The 19,181-nt window shown below is 59.5% G+C and carries 19 protein-coding genes; 10 read left to right on the top strand and 9 right to left on the bottom strand.

Annotated features, from left to right (window positions below):
* Positions 1–70: 70 nt before the first annotated feature.
* Complete coding sequence (locus tag ACR0DJ_RS14650; RefSeq protein ID WP_480685417.1) at positions 71–1,534, top strand: P-loop ATPase, Sll1717 family; 1,464 nt, start codon at positions 71–73, stop codon at positions 1,532–1,534.
* Between the two features lie 79 nt (positions 1,535–1,613).
* Here ACR0DJ_RS14650 and lepA read toward each other — a convergent pair whose 3' ends face one another.
* On the bottom strand, positions 1,614–3,413 hold the full coding sequence (gene lepA, locus ACR0DJ_RS14645; RefSeq protein WP_425079743.1) for a translation elongation factor 4: 1,800 nt from the start codon (positions 3,411–3,413) through the stop codon (positions 1,614–1,616).
* 161 nt (positions 3,414–3,574) lie between these two features.
* Between lepA and ACR0DJ_RS14640 the strand changes: the two genes are divergently transcribed.
* From ACR0DJ_RS14640 to ACR0DJ_RS14630, 3 genes are all read left to right on the top strand, one after another.
* Positions 3,575–4,681 (top strand): Hint domain-containing protein, encoded by a 1,107-nt coding sequence (locus ACR0DJ_RS14640; RefSeq protein WP_425079744.1) that lies wholly within the window; start codon positions 3,575–3,577, stop codon positions 4,679–4,681.
* The gene (locus tag ACR0DJ_RS14635; RefSeq protein ID WP_170345056.1) at positions 4,678–4,986 is read left to right on the top strand and encodes a hypothetical protein; all 309 of its coding nucleotides are present in this window, start codon (positions 4,678–4,680) and stop codon (positions 4,984–4,986) included. Before ACR0DJ_RS14640 ends, ACR0DJ_RS14635 begins: the two co-directional genes overlap by 4 nt.
* 65 nt (positions 4,987–5,051) lie before the next feature.
* Positions 5,052–6,005 (top strand): LysR family transcriptional regulator, encoded by a 954-nt coding sequence (locus ACR0DJ_RS14630; RefSeq protein WP_480685415.1) that lies wholly within the window; start codon positions 5,052–5,054, stop codon positions 6,003–6,005.
* Here ACR0DJ_RS14630 and ACR0DJ_RS14625 read toward each other — a convergent pair.
* Positions 6,002–6,445 carry a low molecular weight protein-tyrosine-phosphatase gene (locus ACR0DJ_RS14625; protein ID WP_480685414.1) on the bottom strand — a complete coding sequence of 148 codons (444 nt, stop codon included), beginning with the start codon at positions 6,443–6,445 and terminating at the stop codon, positions 6,002–6,004. The two genes, ACR0DJ_RS14630 and ACR0DJ_RS14625, sit on opposite strands and share 4 nt — an antisense overlap.
* Before the next feature lie 28 nt (positions 6,446–6,473).
* On the opposite strand from ACR0DJ_RS14625, the gene ACR0DJ_RS14620 reads away from it, so the two are divergent.
* Positions 6,474–7,172 carry an NAD-dependent deacylase gene (locus ACR0DJ_RS14620; protein ID WP_480685474.1) on the top strand — a complete coding sequence of 233 codons (699 nt, stop codon included), beginning with the start codon at positions 6,474–6,476 and terminating at the stop codon, positions 7,170–7,172.
* 61 nt (positions 7,173–7,233) lie between these two features.
* Positions 7,234–7,842: an HdeD family acid-resistance protein gene (locus tag ACR0DJ_RS14615; RefSeq protein ID WP_170345053.1), complete on the top strand. Its 609-nt coding sequence runs from the start codon at positions 7,234–7,236 to the stop codon at positions 7,840–7,842.
* Between the two features lie 92 nt (positions 7,843–7,934).
* On the opposite strand, the gene ACR0DJ_RS14610 is transcribed toward ACR0DJ_RS14615, so the two are convergent.
* From ACR0DJ_RS14610 to meaB, 4 genes are all read right to left on the bottom strand, one after another.
* The gene (locus ACR0DJ_RS14610) at positions 7,935–8,408 is read right to left on the bottom strand and encodes a copper chaperone PCu(A)C (protein WP_170345052.1); all 474 of its coding nucleotides are present in this window, start codon (positions 8,406–8,408) and stop codon (positions 7,935–7,937) included.
* Positions 8,409–8,448: 40 nt separating this feature from the next.
* Complete coding sequence (locus ACR0DJ_RS14605; protein WP_480685412.1) at positions 8,449–8,799, bottom strand: glycosyltransferase family protein; 351 nt, start codon at positions 8,797–8,799, stop codon at positions 8,449–8,451.
* A gap of 406 nt (positions 8,800–9,205) precedes the next feature.
* Complete coding sequence (rpmB, locus tag ACR0DJ_RS14600; RefSeq protein WP_050603240.1) at positions 9,206–9,493, bottom strand: 50S ribosomal protein L28; 288 nt, start codon at positions 9,491–9,493, stop codon at positions 9,206–9,208.
* A 185-nt stretch (positions 9,494–9,678) separates the two neighbouring features.
* A complete protein-coding gene (meaB, locus tag ACR0DJ_RS14595; protein ID WP_425079750.1) occupies positions 9,679–10,650 on the bottom strand; it encodes a methylmalonyl Co-A mutase-associated GTPase MeaB in 972 nt (323 codons plus the stop codon).
* 213 nt (positions 10,651–10,863) lie between these two features.
* Between meaB and hrpB the strand changes: the two genes are divergently transcribed.
* The 3 genes from hrpB to ACR0DJ_RS14580 all read left to right on the top strand — a co-directional run bounded on the left by hrpB (position 10,864) and on the right by ACR0DJ_RS14580 (position 15,497).
* Positions 10,864–13,317: an ATP-dependent helicase HrpB gene (gene hrpB, locus ACR0DJ_RS14590; RefSeq protein ID WP_480685411.1), complete on the top strand. Its 2,454-nt coding sequence runs from the start codon at positions 10,864–10,866 to the stop codon at positions 13,315–13,317.
* A gap of 156 nt (positions 13,318–13,473) precedes the next feature.
* The gene (locus ACR0DJ_RS14585) at positions 13,474–13,932 is read left to right on the top strand and encodes an NUDIX hydrolase (RefSeq protein WP_257600259.1); all 459 of its coding nucleotides are present in this window, start codon (positions 13,474–13,476) and stop codon (positions 13,930–13,932) included.
* Positions 13,933–14,021: 89 nt separating this feature from the next.
* Positions 14,022–15,497 carry an inorganic phosphate transporter gene (locus ACR0DJ_RS14580; RefSeq protein WP_480685409.1) on the top strand — a complete coding sequence of 492 codons (1,476 nt, stop codon included), beginning with the start codon at positions 14,022–14,024 and terminating at the stop codon, positions 15,495–15,497.
* A gap of 9 nt (positions 15,498–15,506) precedes the next feature.
* Here the strand turns inward: ACR0DJ_RS14580 and ACR0DJ_RS14575 are convergent, their stop codons facing one another.
* The 3 genes from ACR0DJ_RS14575 to ACR0DJ_RS14565 form a co-directional block, all read right to left on the bottom strand.
* Positions 15,507–16,481: a 2-dehydropantoate 2-reductase gene (locus ACR0DJ_RS14575; RefSeq protein WP_480685407.1), complete on the bottom strand. Its 975-nt coding sequence runs from the start codon at positions 16,479–16,481 to the stop codon at positions 15,507–15,509.
* Positions 16,482–16,560: 79 nt separating this feature from the next.
* Entirely contained in the window at positions 16,561–17,523 is a 963-nt protein-coding gene (locus ACR0DJ_RS14570) for a pirin family protein (RefSeq protein WP_480685406.1), read from the bottom strand.
* 120 nt (positions 17,524–17,643) lie between these two features.
* A complete protein-coding gene (locus ACR0DJ_RS14565) occupies positions 17,644–18,477 on the bottom strand; it encodes a phytanoyl-CoA dioxygenase family protein (RefSeq protein ID WP_480685404.1) in 834 nt (277 codons plus the stop codon).
* 215 nt (positions 18,478–18,692) lie between these two features.
* Here ACR0DJ_RS14565 and ACR0DJ_RS14560 point away from each other — a divergent pair, with 215 nt between their 5' ends.
* Complete coding sequence (locus tag ACR0DJ_RS14560) at positions 18,693–19,181, top strand: twin-arginine translocation pathway signal (RefSeq protein ID WP_480685403.1); 489 nt, start codon at positions 18,693–18,695, stop codon at positions 19,179–19,181.

The raw sequence follows: 19,181 nt of genomic DNA, 5'->3' as shown, positions 1-19,181 counted from the left end.
TTTCACACGCATTACTTGAACATTGTTCTTCGCAAAACTATCCTAGAGGTACAAAATCTTGGAGGTAATCGTGCTTGAACAAGTCAAACAATTTGATGATGAAACTATTCAAAAACTATTTGGAACAGATACAGCGGAAGACGAAGACCCAGTCAGGTTAAAAGAGTATTTCTTCAAAAACAAAAGTTACCAAAACATTCGCTCAAGTTTGCCGCTCAGAATTCTAGTCGGACACAAGGGTATCGGTAAGAGCGCTCTCTTAAGAATGTCACACTTAGAGGATATAGATGACGGAACGCTCTCATTATGGATTCAACCAAACGATTTGATCTTGGAAAACTCCAAAGACAAAACCTTTTTAGAAAAAATTTCCGGGTACAAAAAATTAATTAGCCGCGCCATCTACCACAAAGCATTGGAAAGCTTAGGCATTCAAGACGCCAGCACACCAACGATTACTCTCCAAAACGCTGGAAAACAGATTATTTCAGCTTTAGTTGAAAAAGTCTTAAGCCATACAGGCGCGGATACTGATCTGGAAATTCAGAAGATGCGCGACCTCTTTGCTTCGGATCGCGAGATACGAATTTACATTGATGACATCGATCGCGGCTGGAAAGCGACGCAGGATGACATCAACAATATTTCCGCCCTTGTAAATGCTTCTAGGGATTTAACAAACGAGGATCAACGTATCAAGATACGCATTGGTCTGCGAAGCGACGCGTACTATCTGTTCAGAACATCAGATGAGAGCACTGACAAAGTTGAAGGCAACGTAGTTAGACTTTCATGGACGCGGCACGATGTAATCAGCGTCATGGCTCTCCGTGTCGCAAGTTACTTCGGGAAGATTATAGACCCTACGATACTGGAAGAATTGGGGCAGAAGGACATTGCCAAAGAGATTCACCCGGTAATTGAGGATCGGTTTACTGTAGGGAAAGGACATTGGTCCGGTGCACCAATCCACATCGTTCTTTTATCTTTAAACCGCAATAGACCTCGTGATCTGATTAAATTGCTAACCGCAGCGGCTCGCGAAGCCTACAAGAATGGAAACGATAAAATCAAATCGAGTGATTTGGAGAAGACATTCTCTGATTACTCACACGGGCGCATCACGGACCTTACCCTCGAATTTAAATCTGAAATGCCGGAGATTGAAAAACTCCTGTATAATATGAAGCCGAGCGGAAAAAGGCAGCAAGATAAAGACAAAAGATGGTTGTACACAAATGACGAGCTGATCAAAAAAATTAAAGACATCGGCCAGAGTCAATCTCTTTCGTTTAGGAATGGAAAAGCCGCCACACCCAAAGCAATCGCTGAATTTCTCTATAAAATCGACTTCATTATAGCCCGCGACGATGACGAGCGAGGTGACGCTCGGTGGACGCACTTTGATCAAAACCGAATGCTACAAAGCCAATTTGTGGATTTCGGGTATAAATGGGAGGTTCACCCCGCATATCGTTGGGCACTACAGCCTAAGAGCGTCCACGAGATCATGGATGAAATAAGTTTCAACTAATACACATTTTGCTACCGCGTGGGCACGCAGTTGGCTATGCCAACCGCTTTCGCCCACCCGCCGTAAAAATGGCCAGCCTTTAGCTGTCCATTTTTAAGGCGCTAATAAACGCCTCCTGCGGGATATCGACCTTCCCGAACTGGCGCATTTTCTTCTTACCCGCCTTCTGCTTGTCCAGCAGCTTGCGTTTCCGCGTGGCGTCGCCGCCGTAGCATTTCGCGGTCACGTCCTTGCGTAAGGCAGACAGGGTCTCGCGCGCGATGACCTTGCCTCCGATGGCGGCCTGGATCGGGATTTTGAACATGTGGCGCGGGATCAGGTCCTTGAGCTTTTCGCACATCGCCCGGCCCCGCATCTCGGCCCGGTCACGGTGAACCATGGTCGACAGTGCGTCAACGGGTTCATCATTCACCAGTACCGACATCTTGACCAGGTTGTCCTCGGTATAGCCTGTCATCTGATAGTCAAACGACGCATAGCCCTTGGTCACCGATTTCAGGCGGTCGTAGAAATCAAAAACGACCTCGTTCAGCGGCAGGTCATAGACGACCATGGCGCGGCTGCCCGCATAGGTCAGGTCCAGCTGGATACCGCGGCGGTCCTGGCAGAGTTTCAGCACGTCGCCAAGGAATTCATCCGGCACCAGGATGGTCGCCTTGATGCGCGGTTCCTCGATATGGTCGACCTTCGACGGGTCGGGCATGTCGGCGGGGTTGTGCAGCTCGATCATCTCGCCGTCTTTCATGTAGACGTGATAAATCACCGACGGCGCGGTGGTGATGAGCTCGATATCATATTCACGTTCGATACGGTCGCGGATGACCTCGAGGTGCAGCAGGCCCAGGAAGCCGCAGCGGAAGCCAAAGCCCAGCGCGGCCGAGGTTTCCATTTCGAACGAGAAAGAGGCATCGTTGAGCGCCAGTTTGTCGATCGCATCGCGCAGGTCTTCGAATTCGGCGCTGTCCACCGGGAACAGGCCGCAGAACACCACCGGCTGCGCGGGCTTGAAGCCCGGAAGCGCCTCTTCGGTGCCGTTGCGGTCATTGGTGATGGTGTCACCGACGCGGGTGTCGCGGACCTGTTTGATCGATGCGGTCAGGAACCCGATTTCGCCGGGGCCAAGGCTGTCGACCATCTCCATCTCGGGGCGGAAAACGCCGACGCGGTCGACATGGTGCAGGGTGCCGTTCGACATGAACTTGACCCGCATCCCCTTTTTCAGCGTGCCGTCCATGATGCGGACCAGAACGATGACGCCCAGATAGGCATCGTACCACGAATCCACCAACATCGCCTTGAGAGGCGCGTCCAGCTTGCCCTGCGGGGCGGGCAGTTGCTGCACGATGGCTTCGAGCGTTTCGTGGATGCCCTGCCCCGTCTTGGCGCTGACCTGAATGGCGTCGGTGGCGTCGATGCCGATCACGTCCTCGATCTGTTCGGCCACGCGGTCGCAGTCAGAGGCCGGCAGGTCGATCTTGTTCAGCACCGGCACGATCTCGTGATCGGCGTCGATGGCCTGATACACGTTTGCCAGCGTCTGCGCCTCGACCCCCTGGGTGGAGTCCACGACCAGCAGCGAACCCTCGACCGCGCGCATCGAGCGGCTGACCTCATAGGCAAAGTCCACATGGCCGGGGGTGTCGATCAGGTTCAGCACGTACTGCTCGCCATTGTCGGCGGTATAGTCGATGCGGACCGTGTTGGCCTTGATGGTGATGCCACGCTCGCGCTCGATATCCATGCTGTCGAGCAGCTGTTCCTTCATGTCGCGATCCTTGACCGTTCCGGTCTCTTGGATGAGCCGGTCAGCAAGGGTGGATTTGCCATGGTCGATATGCGCGACGATGGAGAAATTGCGGATATGAGCGAGGTCTGTCATGGGTTGGGATATGTCGGGAGTTTTGTCCCTCGTCAAGCGTTGAAGCGTTGCAAAAAAGGTCCCACCCGCGCCTTTCTGTTCAGTGGCATTTACCGGAATTCAATGAATAGTTAAGATGATCGCATCATCTGGCCGTTTCAAAAACAGAAAGCAGGAAAGACTTGGCCGACTATTCGATCTTTGTTTTGGGTGAAGGTCAATTGTCCGTCTCTGTGGCGCAGGGTCTGGACGGGATCAATCAGGGCACGGGGATACATCTTATTGGTGAGACGATTACCATCAATTCGCGCGCCCCGACCGAAGTTTTCATCACGGATGCGGGATCGGACACCAATTTTTCCGACAATGATGGCAATCAGCGGTTAAACGGCGATCAGACAATCGATGGCACACTTTTCTCCAGCGGCACGCGTGTTGAAGCCGAATATGGCATTACGCTGACAGATGGAACAACCACGTGGCAGGCGGTTGCGTTCAACGTGAACAACTCATCACCGGCATATGGTACCGTCGAGGGCATCGCATTCATCGGGGGACCCGGACAGTTTCCGCCGGCCGGAGTGCCTCTGACGGTGGTCAGTACACAGGAAGGTCCCAACTTCGCGTCAAACGCATATGTCAGCCCCATTTGTTACTGTCGCGGGACACTGATCGAAACCAGATCCGGATACCGGCCCATCGAAATGCTGAAGCCGGGTGATGAGATATGGACCCATGACAATGGCTATTTACCCGTCATCTGGACAGGTGAACAGGCTGTCATCACAGCCGGTCGTTTCAGAATGGTCGAAATTCCCGAGGGAACGCTTTCGAATTTCGCGCCTTTGAAAGTGTCACAGCAACACAGAATGCTGGTCACGCACCCTTTGGCTGAAATCCTTTGCGCAGAGAACGAAGTGTTTGTTCCAGCCGTCAGCCTTGTTGATGCGGGCATTGCAACACTGTGCCAGGAAAACAGTGCAACTTACCATCACCTGCTGCTTGAGACACACAACGCCATCAACGCCAACGGAGCAATTTCCGAGAGCTTGCTGCTGGCACCGTCCACCAGCAGCCAGAACCCGGATGATCTGTTCTTTCGCGGCCTCGTCGATCAGGTTTCATGTGCCGTTGAAACCGCGAGGCTGACGCTGAAGAGAAAAGAGGCAACATTCCTGATCAACAGTATCTTGTCCGTTGATCCGAATTCCACTTTGATTCATACTCCGCCGCAGACCGAGAGGGGCATCAGACCCGTCCGGGCAGGCAAAAACGAGGCTCGAGTATGAAACAGTTTCTCCTTATCGCATTCTGTGCGGCATCGCTGACGGCGGTGGCCCAAGTCGCGGATGCGGCGCAGATCAAGCGGGCGTGTCTGGCGTCGGACCGGTCGGCGGCGACGCGGGATCGGTGCTCTTGCATCCAGCGCGTGGCGGATCAGGCGCTGACCCGCAGCGATCAGAAGACCGTGGCCAAATGGTTCACCGACCCCCATCAGGCGCAGGAGTTGAAGATGTCGCAGACCGCGCGCGACGATGCGCTGTGGGACCGGTATCAGAACTTTGGCCAGATGGCACAGGCGATCTGTAGCTAAGTCCTTCTGAAACCTTGACCTGATCCACGCTGCGCCCCAGAAAGGCGCAGCGAAAGGTGTATCTTATGGTGATGAAAGGGCTGACCCTGCGGGGCCTTGAGGTGTTCGAGGCTTTGGCGCGGACGGGATCGGTGGCACAGGCCGCCGAGATCACCGGGCTCAGCCAGCCGTCCGTTTCCCAGCAATTGCGCAATCTGGAAAAGGCGTTGGGCACCGAACTGGTCGATCACGGGCGGCGACCGATGCGCCTGACGCAGGCCGGGCGCAGCTTTCTGGCGCGGGCCGAGGCGGTTCTGGCCGAGCTGCAAATGGCACAAAGCGAATTGTCGGTCATGGATCTGGGGCATCTGACCACGCTGTCAATCGGGCTGATCGACGACTTCGACAATGATCTGACCCCGCGACTGGCCACGCTGCTGGCCGACAGCCTGACCCGTTCGAATTTCAAACTGATCACCTTGTCGAGCCTCGATCTGTTCGGGGCCCTGGCCGAACAACGCCTGCACATGGCCGTAACCGCCCATAGCGGAGAAGTGCTGGAGGGGGTGGTCGAGTACCCTCTGGTCCGGGATCCGTTCATTCTGGTTGCACCACAGGGGTCGGGCGGAGTGGAAGCGGTACAGAACAGCCTGCCGTATCTGCGCTATGCCCGCGAGCAACTGATCAGCCGGCAGATCGAGGCGCATATGGCGCGCAGCGCGCTAGAGTTCGAGGAACGGTTCGAGATCGGCTCGCACATGGCGCTGATGGCCATGGTTGCACGGGGCCTGGGTTGGGCGATCACGACGCCGCTGGGCTTCATGCGCGCCGCGCGGTTCCATGAAGGGCTGGAGGCCCACCCTGCCCCGTTCGGGGATTTCTCGCGCAGCATATCATTGCTGGCGCGTACGGACTGGTCCGATCAGGTACCGCAGGAGGTGGCGGGCATGACACGGCGTCTGATGCAGAACCAGATCGTGGACCCGGCTTTGGCCAAACTGCCCTGGCTGAGCGGATCGCTGCGGGTGATGGGCGGTTAACTGTCCAGATGGGCGGCAAGCCCCTCGACCGCCGCTTCGATCAGGTCCAGAGCGCCATCGAAATCCCGTGTGTAATATGGGTCAGGCACATGATCCGCGCCGGTTTCAGGGGCGAAATCGGTCAGCAGGCGCACCGGGGTGTCACTGCCGGCGGGGCGCAGATCCTCGATATCCGCGATGTTGTTGGCGTCCATGCCCAGGATCAGGTCAAAGCGGTCAAAATCGGCAGCCGTGAACTGACGGGCGCGCAGGTCGCCCAGGTCAATTCCCCTGACCTTCGCAGCTGCCTGCATCGGGCCATAGGGCGGATTGCCCGCATGCCAGCCCATGGTTCCGGCACTATCGGTTACGTGGTGCGGCGCGCGGGCGCGAAAAACGCCCTCTGCCGCAGGTGAGCGGCAAATATTGCCCAGGCAGACAAAGAGGATACGGTGTGACATGCACCAAGCTGTACCGCGCGGAGGAGAAATGGAAAAGATCGTGATTCTGACCGGGGCCGGAATATCCGCCGAAAGCGGGTTGAGCACCTTTCGCGATGAGGGTGGGTTATGGGCCCAGCACCGGATCGAGGATGTCGCCACGCCGGAAGGATTCGCCCGCGACCCTGCACTGGTTCAGGGGTTTTACAATGCGCGGCGGGTTCAGGCCTCCAAGGTGCAACCCAATGCCGCTCATGAAGCACTGGCCCGGCTGCAACGGGACTGGCCCGGAGACGTCGTGATTGTCACCCAGAACGTGGACAGCCTGCACGAGGCAGGCGGCGCAAAAGGTGTCATCCACATGCACGGAACTTTGGCGGGCGCGTTGTGTTCAGCCTGCGGCCATCGCTGGACCGCCCCGCCCGAAATGGCGGTTGGGGAATCCTGCCCCGCCTGCGCGCGGCCCACTGCCCGGCCCGATGTGGTCTGGTTTGGCGAGATGCCTTATTTCATGGACGAGATTTATGACCACCTGAGAAGCGCGTCACTTTTTGCCGCCATTGGCACGTCGGGTCAGGTTTATCCAGCGGCAGCGTTCGTGCACGAGGCACAAGCGGCGGGCGCACGGACGATCGAGATCAATCTGGAACCGTCGCCGGGCACATCCGGGTTTGACGAACGTTTGGTTGGCAAAGCGACTCAAACAGTTTCCCGATGGGTCGGGCACCTGCTTGCGCCGCACACTTAAGGTACAGACAACACGCGCTTAATTCGGTTAGACTGCCCCCGAAACGACTGGAGGACGAGAAATGGCTGATCAGGACCCCCGGACCGGTGAAATTCTGGATGAAGGCAGCATGGCCGGGCGCGACATGCTGGGGGAGCAGCTTTCCAACCTGTGGTGGACCTTTCTGCTGCGCGGAGTGTTGGCCGGGCTTGTCGGCATTGCCGCACTGTTCTGGCCGTCGGGCAGCATCGCGTTGCTGCTGCGGCTGGTTGGTGTGCTGCTGATCCTCGATGGCGGCCTGACACTTTTGGGCGTTGGGCGGCGCGGGGTGATGGGTGGCGCTGCAATCGGTGCGCTTCTGATTGGGCTGGTCCTGCTGATCTGGCCGGAAGGCACGGTCAAACTGGCCTTTTTCCTGATGGGCGCCTGGGTGCTGATCATCGGGATCGGGTCGCTGGCGGCATCTGGGCAAATGCACGAAAGAGACCCGCAACGCGGCTCCATGCGCGTCTCGGGTTTCGTCGCGCTTGTCGTCGGGCTCGTATTGATGATCTGGCCAGCGGTCGCGCTTGTTGCACTGGGATGGGGTATCGCCTTTTCGGCACTCGCCATTGCCGCGGTCATGTTCTGGCTGGCGTCCCGATTCCGCCAGGCCGGTGACCGTGTTGGCCTGAAAACCATCAACAAATAGCACCAGCGGCAGCCACAAGGACAACAGGCCGGGCAATGCCCGGCCTGACGCATGGATGACGGCCGCAGCGCGGCCCGAAGACAGGCGTTGCCCTAGTTCGAATGTGATCCGTGCCCGCCCATGTCCTGACGCTCCAGATCGACCGGGATTTCGACTTCAACCTCGCCGGCCTTTTCGAAGATCAGCGTCACCGGAACCGTGGCACCCTGCTCGAACGGTGCCGTCAGCCCCATGAACATCACGTGGTCGCCACCGCGTTTCAGCATGTGGGTTTCACCTGCCGGAATGGCAAAGCCTTCCTCGACATGCACCATCTTGGCCACGCCATTTTCGTCGACTTTGTGGGTGTGCAGTTCAACCCGGGCAGCGGCATCCGAAGACGCGCCGACCAGACGGTCGTCCGCATCGCCCAGATTCTGGATCATCATGAACGCGGCTCCTGCCTTGGCGGTCTTTCCCGACGACCGGGCATAGGCGTCATCAACTTTGATGGTGCCTTCGGCAAAAGCGGGCAGGGCCAGGGTCACAGCGGCCAGGGTTGCAAACAGAGTAGTTTTGAGGGACATCGTGCCTCTCCTGTATTGTAGGTTTGAAAAAGGTTGGTTTTCAAACACGTACAGGCGGCGCACGCGCCGGGGAGCCGGGGACCGGCAAGGCGATTTGATTGACCAGATGCCGCAACGGCGAAGGCTGCGCCTGTTTCGGCGCCATAGGCATCGATGGGTGGGCGACGGCAACCGCGCCCATCAGGGACAGCGCATAGTCTGGACAGTAATGCGGTGGTGCGGTGGGCTGTCCGTCTTCGTCCATATAGACAACGACCGGGCCGGTGCCTGTGCACAACACCATCTGACCCACGGCCCTGTCCATGCCGCGGGACACCGCAAGGCCCTGCCCGGTCAGAACCAAAAGCAGGGACAGAACATAAGGCAGGAATCGTGTTATGGCTGGTCTCATCCTGACCCGGGTATAGGTCAGTCGGCAGAGTAGCTTCAAGCGCCAAAGGGTCGCGCTTGAAGCTGGTTTCAGTAATCAATTCCCGGTCGTTTCACCTTGCTTGTATTGAAGCTGGTGTGGGAACGATTCACCCTGCGCTGCATCCGCGTACAAGCCGAAATTGCTTTGCGAAAAACCGCGGCCAGAAACAGGAAAAGGTAGAAACTTTTTAACGTCATAGTGAGGCCCCCGCCTGATGAATAACAGTGACGTTAGGTCAGATTCGTGAGTCCGTATGTGAAGCAATTCACCAATGGCGAAAAATAATTTCGAAATTGAAAACAATGCAAGGCGGCAGCGGGCGTCTCAAAACGAAAAAGCCCTGCACCTCAGAGGTGCAGGGCCTGAAAACCGTAAGCGAAAAGGCTTAGGCCGTGGCTTGCGCCTTGGCAATTTCCTTCTTCACTTTCAGCGCGTTCGCCGACAGTTCTTCGTCCTTGGCTTTGGCCAGGAATGCGTCCAGGCCACCGCGGTGGTCAACCGAACGCAGAGCGGCTGCCGAGATGCGCAGCTTCACGCCGCGGCCCAGGGTCTCGGACTGCAAGGTAACGTCATTCAGGTTCGGCAGGAAACGACGACGAGTTCTGTTTTTGGCATGGCTGACATTGTTGCCAGTCATCGGGCCTTTTCCGGTCAGTTCGCAACGGCGCGACATGGTTTCTTCCTTTGTTTCTGGAGGCCGGGCACAAAGCCCTCGGCCAAATCACAAGGGGCACAACCCGAAGTCGCGCCCGAAAACTGGTTGGATGCGTGTAGTGGGAATCGCAGGAAGGGTCAAGACGGACCGGACGAATTCTTTCATTTTGCGCCCGCCTTTCAAACCTTGCCCCTTTCACCCCGTCAGCTCAGCGTGCCAAGCAGTTCCTCGGCCGCGCGGACCGGGTTCAGACGCCCGGCCGAGACTTCGGCGTTCAGGCGTTCCATCTCGGCCTTGGCCTGCGGCGTGTCGAGCCGGGCCAGAAGGGCATGGCGGACCTCCTGATCGAACCAGTATCGCGCCTGCGCCGCGCGGTTGGCCTCCCAGATACCGTTGTCGCGGCGCCATTGGATCAGGGATTGCATCTCGTCCCAGGCTTGCTCCAGCCCCTGTTCTTCGACCGCTGAAACGGTCATTGCCTTGGGGAAACCTTCGGGATCCTGCGGGCGTTTGCGCAGCAATCGCAGCGCGCCGGCATAATCTGCGCATGTCCGGGTCGCCGTGGCCTTCAGGTCACCATCCGCCTTGTTGATCAGGATGATGTCGGCCATCTCCATGATGCCACGTTTCACACCCTGCAATTCATCCCCGCCCGCCGGGGCCAACAGCAACAGGAACAGGTCCGACAATTCGGACACCACCGTTTCGGACTGCCCGACGCCCACGGTTTCAATCAGCACCACGTCATATCCCGCGGCCTCGCACAGGGCGATGGCCTCGCGGGTCCGCCGGGCAACGCCGCCGAGATGGCTCTGGCTGGGGGAGGGGCGGATAAAGGCGTTCTTCTCGCGGCTCAGGCGTTCCATCCGGGTTTTGTCACCCAGAATCGACCCCCCTGACCGAGCCGAACTTGGATCAACCGCCAGAACCGCGACACGCAGCCCCTGCCCCGTCAGCATCATGCCAAAGCTTTCGATGAAGGTGGACTTGCCCACCCCGGGCGTACCCGACAAACCGATCCGCAGCGCCTGACGCCCCGATCCTGCGAGCTGGGCCAACAGCTCGCTGGCCTGTGCGCGATGATCGGCGCGGTTGCTTTCCACCAGAGTGATCGCACGTGCCAGCGCCCGGCGCTCGCCCTTCAAAATCCTGTCGCTGAGGTTGTCTGTCTGCATTCTTGTCCCGATCCTAGAGGCAGGAATAGTTGCCGCGCTCCGGGGGCGTTTGTCCAGACCGGAGGTCTCTGGAAATGCGATCAAGGCAATAGCTGCGTCAATTCGTGCGCCGCGTGACACTTCCGGTTATGGTCTTGGCACCATGGGTTGCACCAAGGTGCTCGCACCCTGCGAGAACTGGACGCCACCTGCATGATGGCGGATAAGAGCCGGATGACGATACGCCTGCCCATCGACGACGCCATACCCGAACTGCTGGACACTTTACGTGCGCAGGGTCGCGCGGTACTTCAGGCACCACCCGGTGCAGGCAAGACCACGCGGGTTCCTCTGGCAATGCTCGAGGCAGGTCTGTGCGACAGCAGGATCGTGATGCTGGAGCCCCGGCGGCTGGCGGCCCGGGCCGCAGCCGAACGGATGGCCGAGACCTTGGGAGAGCGCACAGGCCAGACCGTGGGTTACCGTGTGCGCGGCGAGGCGAAAGTGTCGAAAGACACCCGGATCGAAGTGGTGACCGAGGGCATCCTGACCCGGATGCTGCAATCCGACCCCGATCTGCCCGGCATCAGTGCGGTGATTTTCGATGAATTCCATGAACGGTCTCTGAACGCCGATCTGGGGCTGGCCTTGTGCCTCGAGGTAACGGGCGCATTGCGGGACGATCTGATCCTGCTGGCCATGTCAGCCACGCTGGATGCAGATCCCGTCGGCGCGTTGATGGCGGCCCCTCTGGTCACATCGGACGGGCGCAGCTTTCCGGTTGAGACGCGCTGGCTGGATCGGCCATTGGGACCGCAAGCGCGGCGGTTGGATGGGTTGGTCGATCTGGTGGTTCAGGCCGAGCGTGACACGCGCAAGTCAGGTGGTGGGATTCTGGTTTTCCTGCCGGGAGAGGGCGAAATCCGACGCGCTGAAAGCCTTTTGAACGGTCTGCTGCCCGACAGTTGCGTTGTGCGCCCGTTGTTCGGAGCCATGCCCTTTGCGGCCCAGCGTGCCGCGATTGCCCCGGTGGAACATGGGCGCAAAGTCGTGCTGGCGACGTCGATTGCCGAAACGTCGCTGACGATCCCCGATATCAAGGTTGTTGTGGACATGGGGCAGGCCCGACGAGCACGGTTCGATCCGGGATCGGGCATGTCACGGCTGGTGACCGAACGGGTGACCCGAGCCGAGGCCACACAGCGTGCGGGCCGGGCCGGACGTGTGGCCGAAGGGGTGTGTTACCGGCTCTGGTCGAAGGGGGAAGACGGTGCGCTGGCGGCCTACCCGCCTGCCGAGATCGAAGCGGCTGACCTGACCGGGCTGGCGCTGGAGCTGTCACTGTGGGGCGCCGACCCGGCCGATCTTGCCTTCCTGACTCCACCTCCCGAAGGGACGATGGCCGAGGCGCGGGCTTTGCTGACGATGCTGGGCGCACTCGACACCAATGGGCGGATCACCGATCATGGGCGCGCCCTGGCGGCGCTGCCCTTGAATCCCCGGCTGGGGCACATGCTTGTGCGGGCCGGTCCGAACGCGGCCCCCTTGGCGGCGTTGATGGCAGAGCGTGACCCCCTTCGCGGTGCTCCGGTGGATATCACCCTGCGGCAAGAGGCGCTGCGCGATCCCCGGGCCTTTCAGCGCAACAGGGTCTGGCAGGTCAACATGGGCGCCGTGGATCGGATCAATGCCGAGACCAGACGGCTGCGGAAACAGGCCAAGGGCGACTCGGCCGATCTGAGCCCCGCCGCCATGGCTGCGCTGGCCTATCCTGACCGCATCGGACAGCGGCGCAAGGGTGACGCGCCGCGCTATGTGCTGTCAGGGGGAAAAGGCGTTGTTCTGGACAGTGCGGATCCACTGGCCAACGCTCCGTTTCTGGTCGTCATCGACACGGATGGCAACCCGCGCGAGGCGAAGGTCCGGATGGCCACGCAGATTTCGGAACGCGATATCCGCGATCTGTTCGCGGATCAGATCAATTTGGTCGAAACTTGCGCCTGGTCGAAACGCGAGCGGCGGGTCGTGTCGCGGCGGCAAGAGCGGTTCGGCGCGATCACGCTGGATGACCGCATCTGGAAGGACGTTCCAGACGACGCCGTGGCGCGCGCGATGCTGGACGGGGTCCGCGAACTGGGCTTGCGGCTGGAGGGTGCCGCCGCGCGCCTGGCCGCCCGTGTCGAACTGGTGCGTGCCGATGGCGTTGATTTGCCCGATTTCTCTGTCGAGGGCCTGATGGCCGAGATGGACGACTGGTTGCTGCCCATGCTGTCAGGGGTCAAAAGCGCCGAAGACTGGAAGAAATTCGACCTTTTGCCCGCCCTGCGCGCGCGGTTGGACTGGGCACAGATGCAGGACCTGGACCGGCGCGCTCCGGGGTCATTTGAAACGCCCCTGGGGCGCAAGGTGCCAATTGATTACAGCGCTGCCGTGCCTGAAATCTCGGTCCGCTTGCAGGAAGTGTTTGGCGTGACCCGACACCCGGCAATCGGCGGCCAGCCTTTGAAGATCACCCTGCTGTCACCGGCGCAGCGCCCGATCCAGATAACGCGCGACCTGCCCGGTTTCTGGGCTGGCTCTTACGCGGATGTACGCAAGGACATGAGGGCGCAATATCCCAAACATCCCTGGCCCGAAGACCCGACCCGGGCTGATCCCACGCTGAGGGCGAAGCGCAGACGGGAATAGAACCGTCAGAAAAACCCGAGCTTTGCCCAAAATCCACGAAACAACCCGGCAAACCCTCAAAAACCGGCCAAAATTGGAAGGTCTATTTGAAACCCACCATTTCCGGTGTTAAGTCATGTCGGCTTTGAAGGCATAGAGTAGACAGACAAAAAACTGATGAATGCATGGCTGCAAAATATCTGGGAAGAGGTCGGACGACCGCTGTTCCTGCGCCCCCGACGGGTGCAGTTTGCGGCGTTGTGCACCCGCGTTCATGACGGGCAGGACCAGGTCCTACTGATCACCAGCCGTGACACCAAACGCTGGATCATCCCGAAAGGCTGGCCCATCGATGGTTTGAGTGGCGCGGAAACAGCCCTTCAGGAGGCCTGGGAAGAGGCCGGGGTACGCGCGGATGCGGTTCACGATGAACCCATCGGTCAATTCACTTACGACAAGATCCTCAAAGACGGATCAGCGCAACCGGTATTGACCAATGTCTACAGGATTTCGGTACGTGCGCTGGCCGATGACTTTCCCGAGGCCGATCAGCGCGAGCGCAGCTGGTTTTCACCGGCTGAAGCGGCCACGCTGGTGCAGGAGCCCGAGCTTCAGGCCTTGTTGCGCAAACTGTAAGGAATTCGCAACATTTTGATGGCACCCAGCTTGCCTGAGCAGCCGGATACCGTTAGTGGCGCACGATCCCTCAATATTTGACCAAGTTCATGTCTGACACGAATCCGAAACCACGCTGGCAAACGTTGGACAGCGACCTGCACCGAATTTCGCGGGTCGAGACCGCCAACATCCATGTCGCGCGCCACCTGCTGGCACCGGGGGTCGCGCTGGCCTTCATGGCGCTGGCCGGGCTGACGGCGGTGGTCCTGTTCGGTCGGGCGGATGGCAGCCATATCGTGGTCGCGGCGGCCGCGTTCGGGGCCTATATGGCGATCAATGTCGGTGCCAATGACGTGGCCAACAACATGGGCCCCGCGGTCGGCGCGAATGTGCTTACCATGGGCGGCGCCATCGTGATTGCCGCCATTGCCGAAAGCGCAGGCGCTTTGCTTGCGGGGGGTGATGTGGTCTCGACCATCTCCAAGGAGATCATCGATCCGGCCTCGGTGCAAAACAACGAGGTGTTCATCTGGGCCATGATGGCGGCGCTGATATCGTCAGCCATGTGGGTCAACCTGGCAACCTGGATCGGTGCCCCTGTGTCCACCACGCATTCAGTCGTGGGTGGGGTCATGGGTGCAGGCATTGCCGCAGCGGGCCTGAGCGCGGTGAGCTGGGGCACAATGAGCGCAATTGCAGCCAGCTGGGTGATTTCGCCGATACTCGGGGGTGCGGTTGCGGCGGCTTTTCTGGCGCTGATCAGGTCGAAGATCCAGCATCAGGACGACAAGATTGCCGCCTCGCGCAAATGGGTGCCCATCCTTTTGGCGGTGATGGCAGGGGCCTTTGCCACGTATATGTCCGTCAAAGGGCTGAAGCGGATCGTGACAATCGACCTCAAGATGGCTTTGCTGATCGGGTTGGGTGTGGGGCTGCTGACCTGGTCCGTGACCGTCCCGTGGGTCAAACGCAAATCAGAAGGAATGGAGAACCGGACCCGGTCGCTGAAAACGCTGTTTGGCCTGCCGCTTGTGATCTCGGCCACGTTCCTGAGTTTCGCCCACGGCGCAAATGACGTGGCCAATGCGGTCGGCCCGTTGGCCGCGATTGTTCACGCGGCTGAATTCGAAGAGTTCGCCGCAACGGTTTCCATCCCGCTTTGGGTGATGATCATCGGAGCGTTCGGGATTTCCTTCGGTCTGTTCCTGTTCGGCCCCAGGCTGATCCGGATGGTGGGCCGCCAGATCACCAAGCTGAACCCGATACGCGCCTTTTGCGTCGCCCTGTCGGCGGCGATCACCGTGATTCTGGCCAGTTGGCTGGGCCTGCCGGTCAGTTCGACCCATATCGCCGTTGGTGCAGTCTTTGGCGTCGGCTTCTACCGCGAGTGGGATGCTGAGCGCCGGCGCAAACAGGGAAAGCTTCAGCGCACAGCGCAACACCTTGCCCCGGAAGAATACCGCCGTCGCAAGCTGGTACGAAGGTCGCATTTCATGACCATCGTGGCCGCATGGATTGTCACCGTGCCCGCCGCCGCAACCATGTCGGCCATCATTTACTGGGTGCTGACCGCATTCGCCTGAGCGATGACGTCAGAGCCTGATCTGTTCCGGCGACAACGGGTGATCGGGTGCATGTTTGATCAGGTCGGACACCTGCGTGCAGATGGGCGTTGGCACTCCGGTTTCGTGACCCATCCGGATGATATGCCCTTGCAGACTGTCAATTTCCGTTTGGCGTTCGGCCATGAGGTCATAGGCCATGGACGTTCGCGCATGCGGGTCGATCGTCAGCATCCGGGCCGCGATCCGGGTGAACAGCGGTGTCGGCAGCCGCAGAATATGCGGGGTCATCCATGCCGGAAGCGGTGTGGTCGAGGCCACGGGATGACCCGCCGCCTTGAGGACAGTCAGCGCCTCGGACATCTGATCCGCCATGAGATTGCGCCAGTCGCGGCTCATCAGTTGATCTACCAGCGCGAGGCCCGACAAGGCATTGAGCGCATTGTTCAGGTTGATCACCAGCTTACCCCATTGCACGGCCTCGATCTGGTCGCTGGACGCAACGGGAAGGTCCGCGCTGCTCAGCTGCGCGGCCAGATCGCCGGCGCCGCTTTGGATGACGATCTCTCCGGACGTGGCCCGGTGATAGGTGGCGGGGCCGTTTGGCACCACGTTGAACGGAACCATTCCGGCGCGTATGTCGCGCCCGGGAAGGGCATTGCGCAACGTCTCGGCGGCCTCGATCCCGTTCTGCCAGGACAGGACAGGCACATCCCGGGGTGCAAAGGCACTTATCTGCTCGGCCATATCCGACGTTGCGCCAGATTTGACCGTTACAATGACGAGTTCGGCCTGTCCCAGGCAGGCCGGATCTTCGCTGAGCACGAGCGATTCCGGCGGGACCGTGTAATCAAGGCCGTCAAAATCCGTGACCCTGAGCCGGCGCTCACGGATCAGGTCCAGCACATGTGCGCGTCCCAACAGGGTCACGGAGTGCCCCGACCGGGCCATCAAGGCTCCGCAGAAGCAGCCAATGCTGCCTGCGCCTGCAAGGACAAGTTTCATGATACCCCCTCCGGTACACCCGAAAAGGATCACCGCAAACGGCCCGTGACACAAGCCCGCTTGCCCCCGACGTCGCACGCTAGCGGGCCAGCCGGGGTTTGGTGCGCTCAAGCTCTTTGGAAATAGGGATAAATTCCTGATCGTCACCCGGAGGCAGTTGAAACGCACCTTTGGCCCAATCGGCGCTTTTCCACTCACGGGTTGCCGTTTCGATCTTTTCCTTCGAAGACGAAACGAAATTCCACCAGATGTAGCGGTCTTCATTCAGGGTCGCTCCGCCCAGCAGCATCAGCCGCGCGCCCAGTGCGCCCGCCGTGACAGACAGCTTGTCCCCGGGCCGGAACACCATCATGCGGCCCTCGTCAAACCTGTCGCCCGCGATTTCGACCGAACCTTGCGTGACATAGACACCGCGGTCTTCGTGGTCGTCAGGCAGAGGGAAGGACGCGCCGGGTTCCAATTGCACATCGAGATAGAAGGTTTCGGACAACATCGTGACCGGGCTGGTCTCACCATAGGCCGACCCCAGGATCAACCGGGCGCTGACGCCCGCATCCTGAAGATGCGGCAGCGCGGCCTGTTTGTGATGTTCGAAATCCGGGGCCATGTCCTCATGCGCTTCGGGCAAGGCGATCCAGGTCTGAATGCCGAACAGGCTGTGTTTCCTGCTTCGGGTCTCGTCGCTGGTGCGTTCTGAATGGGTCACACCACAGCCTGCGACCATCCAGTTGACCTCGCCGGGATAGATCATCTGATGTGTGCCAAGGCTGTCGCGGTGCTCGAACTCGCCCTGATACAGGTAAGTGACCGTGCCCAGACCGATATGCGGGTGGGGGCGCACGTCGATGCCGCCTTCGGTGATGAATTCAGCGGGCCCCATTTGATCGAAAAAGATGAACGGGCCCACCAACTGTCGTTTTATCGAAGGCAGCGCGCGGCGCACCTCGAACCCTCCGAGGTCACGGGCACGCGGGATGATCAACGTGTCTAGCGCCGGATTTTCCGAGATGCAGTCCGGATTGTGTGTCGGGTTCCAACTCATTTCAGCTCTCCCTTCGTTGCAGGTGGCCAGGCCGTCTGCGTTCACTCAGGTAAGAAATAGCCGCGCAAAGCCGCCTATAAAGTGCACGATTGCACAGATGGAGTGCGGCGCCGTTCCGATCTAGCGCGGCCAGAGCCGGGGGAAAAAGGGTCCGTCAATCCGATCCCCCTCGCCATAGCCTGCTGCCTCGAACTGCGCGCGCTCGTCCTTGGCCCAGTCGCCGCGATATCGGATGACACCATCAGGTGCCGTCATGCGAAGGGTGAAGCGCCGCACCGTTTCCGACGGCGTGATCGAGGACAGCCCGCCATGCAGCGTTCGCATGTCGAAGAAAATGCAATCCCCAAGCTCCAGATCCCATTGCAGCAAGTCATACGCGCCGGGGTCGGCATTGACATCAGGTGGCGGGTGATAGGTCTGCCCGGCAACTTCGGTGGGTTGATGGCTGGGATGACCATCGGCAAACCGCACCCGCATGAACAGCTTGTCCCACAGGTGTGAGCCTTTCACGAATGCGATGCCGTTTTCCTTGGTCACGGGTTCCAGCGGCAACCAAAGGACACACATCGTGCCTTCGAAGTCGAAGTAAGACAGATCCTGATGGAAGGGCGGGCGCGAGGTCGAGCCGGCCTCGCGCAGGAACCAGTTGTCCATGACAAGGTTGATGGATGGCGCCCCCAGCAACCCGGCAGCAAGCGGTGCGCAGGGGGAATTGTGAACGAATTCCTTGAATTGCGGGATCTTGTTCCAGGCCCAGTAGTCTTCGAAATAGCCCGGGGCGTTCGGATCCCTGGTGTGACGGGTGAAGTTTTCGGTTGGAGTGTCAAGGTCGGCGTCGATACCTGCGCGCAGCAATGACAACCAGTCAGATGAAAACTTCGACCGCAGAACAACAGCCCCATCGCGTTGGAAGGCGGCAATGTCTTCCTGTGTAACCAGATCTGCTGTCGTCATGGAAGGATCATCCCGATGTGTTTTGGTGGCCCCGAGCATCGCACCGCACAGCACGAGAGGTCAAAGAGATTCGTTTCGACGCACGGAATCAAACACAGAACCGTGAGGGTGCAGGTTTCCAACCGCGCACGGCCTCGGATTTTGAAAGAAACATGCTATGTTTCGGAAGGAAGCCGCAGACTGACAAGATTGGATCGCGTATTGGAGGTTTCTCGATGACAGATGCGTTGCTGTCCCGTCGTTCCCTGATCACCCAAGGTGCTGCCATTGTCGCAACCGGGGCCGCAGGACTTTTGGTGCCTGCCCGCGCAGCCGGGCTTGCGCCGACGCCTTCGATGCGGGGTGGATCAAACAACTATCGCCCCGGCGCGCCAATCGTGGACCGGATCGGTGGCGGCGGGTTCTGGATGACCGGCACCGTACGACGGGCGGGCGACGGCGCACCCCTGCCCGGCCAGCGCATTCAGATCTGGGCCCATACCACGGAAGGCCACGAACGTGACCCGCAAAGCCATGGGGCGACTTTGACGAATGAAAAGGGTGAATTCCGGCTGGAAATGCCGCAGATCGTTCCCGCATTCGGTCAACCGCACGGGCATCTGGCCTATGACAGCGACGCGTTCGAAACCGTGTTCCTGCGGCCTGTGATGTCCAGTTCCAAGGACAAGACGCTGGCTGCGCATTTCGTGTTGCAACCGCTCTGA

Source organism: Ruegeria sp. BF10, from assembly GCF_056538725.1.
The sequence above is the reverse complement of the archived record's forward strand: the minus strand, read 5'-3'. Positions and strand labels throughout refer to the sequence as shown.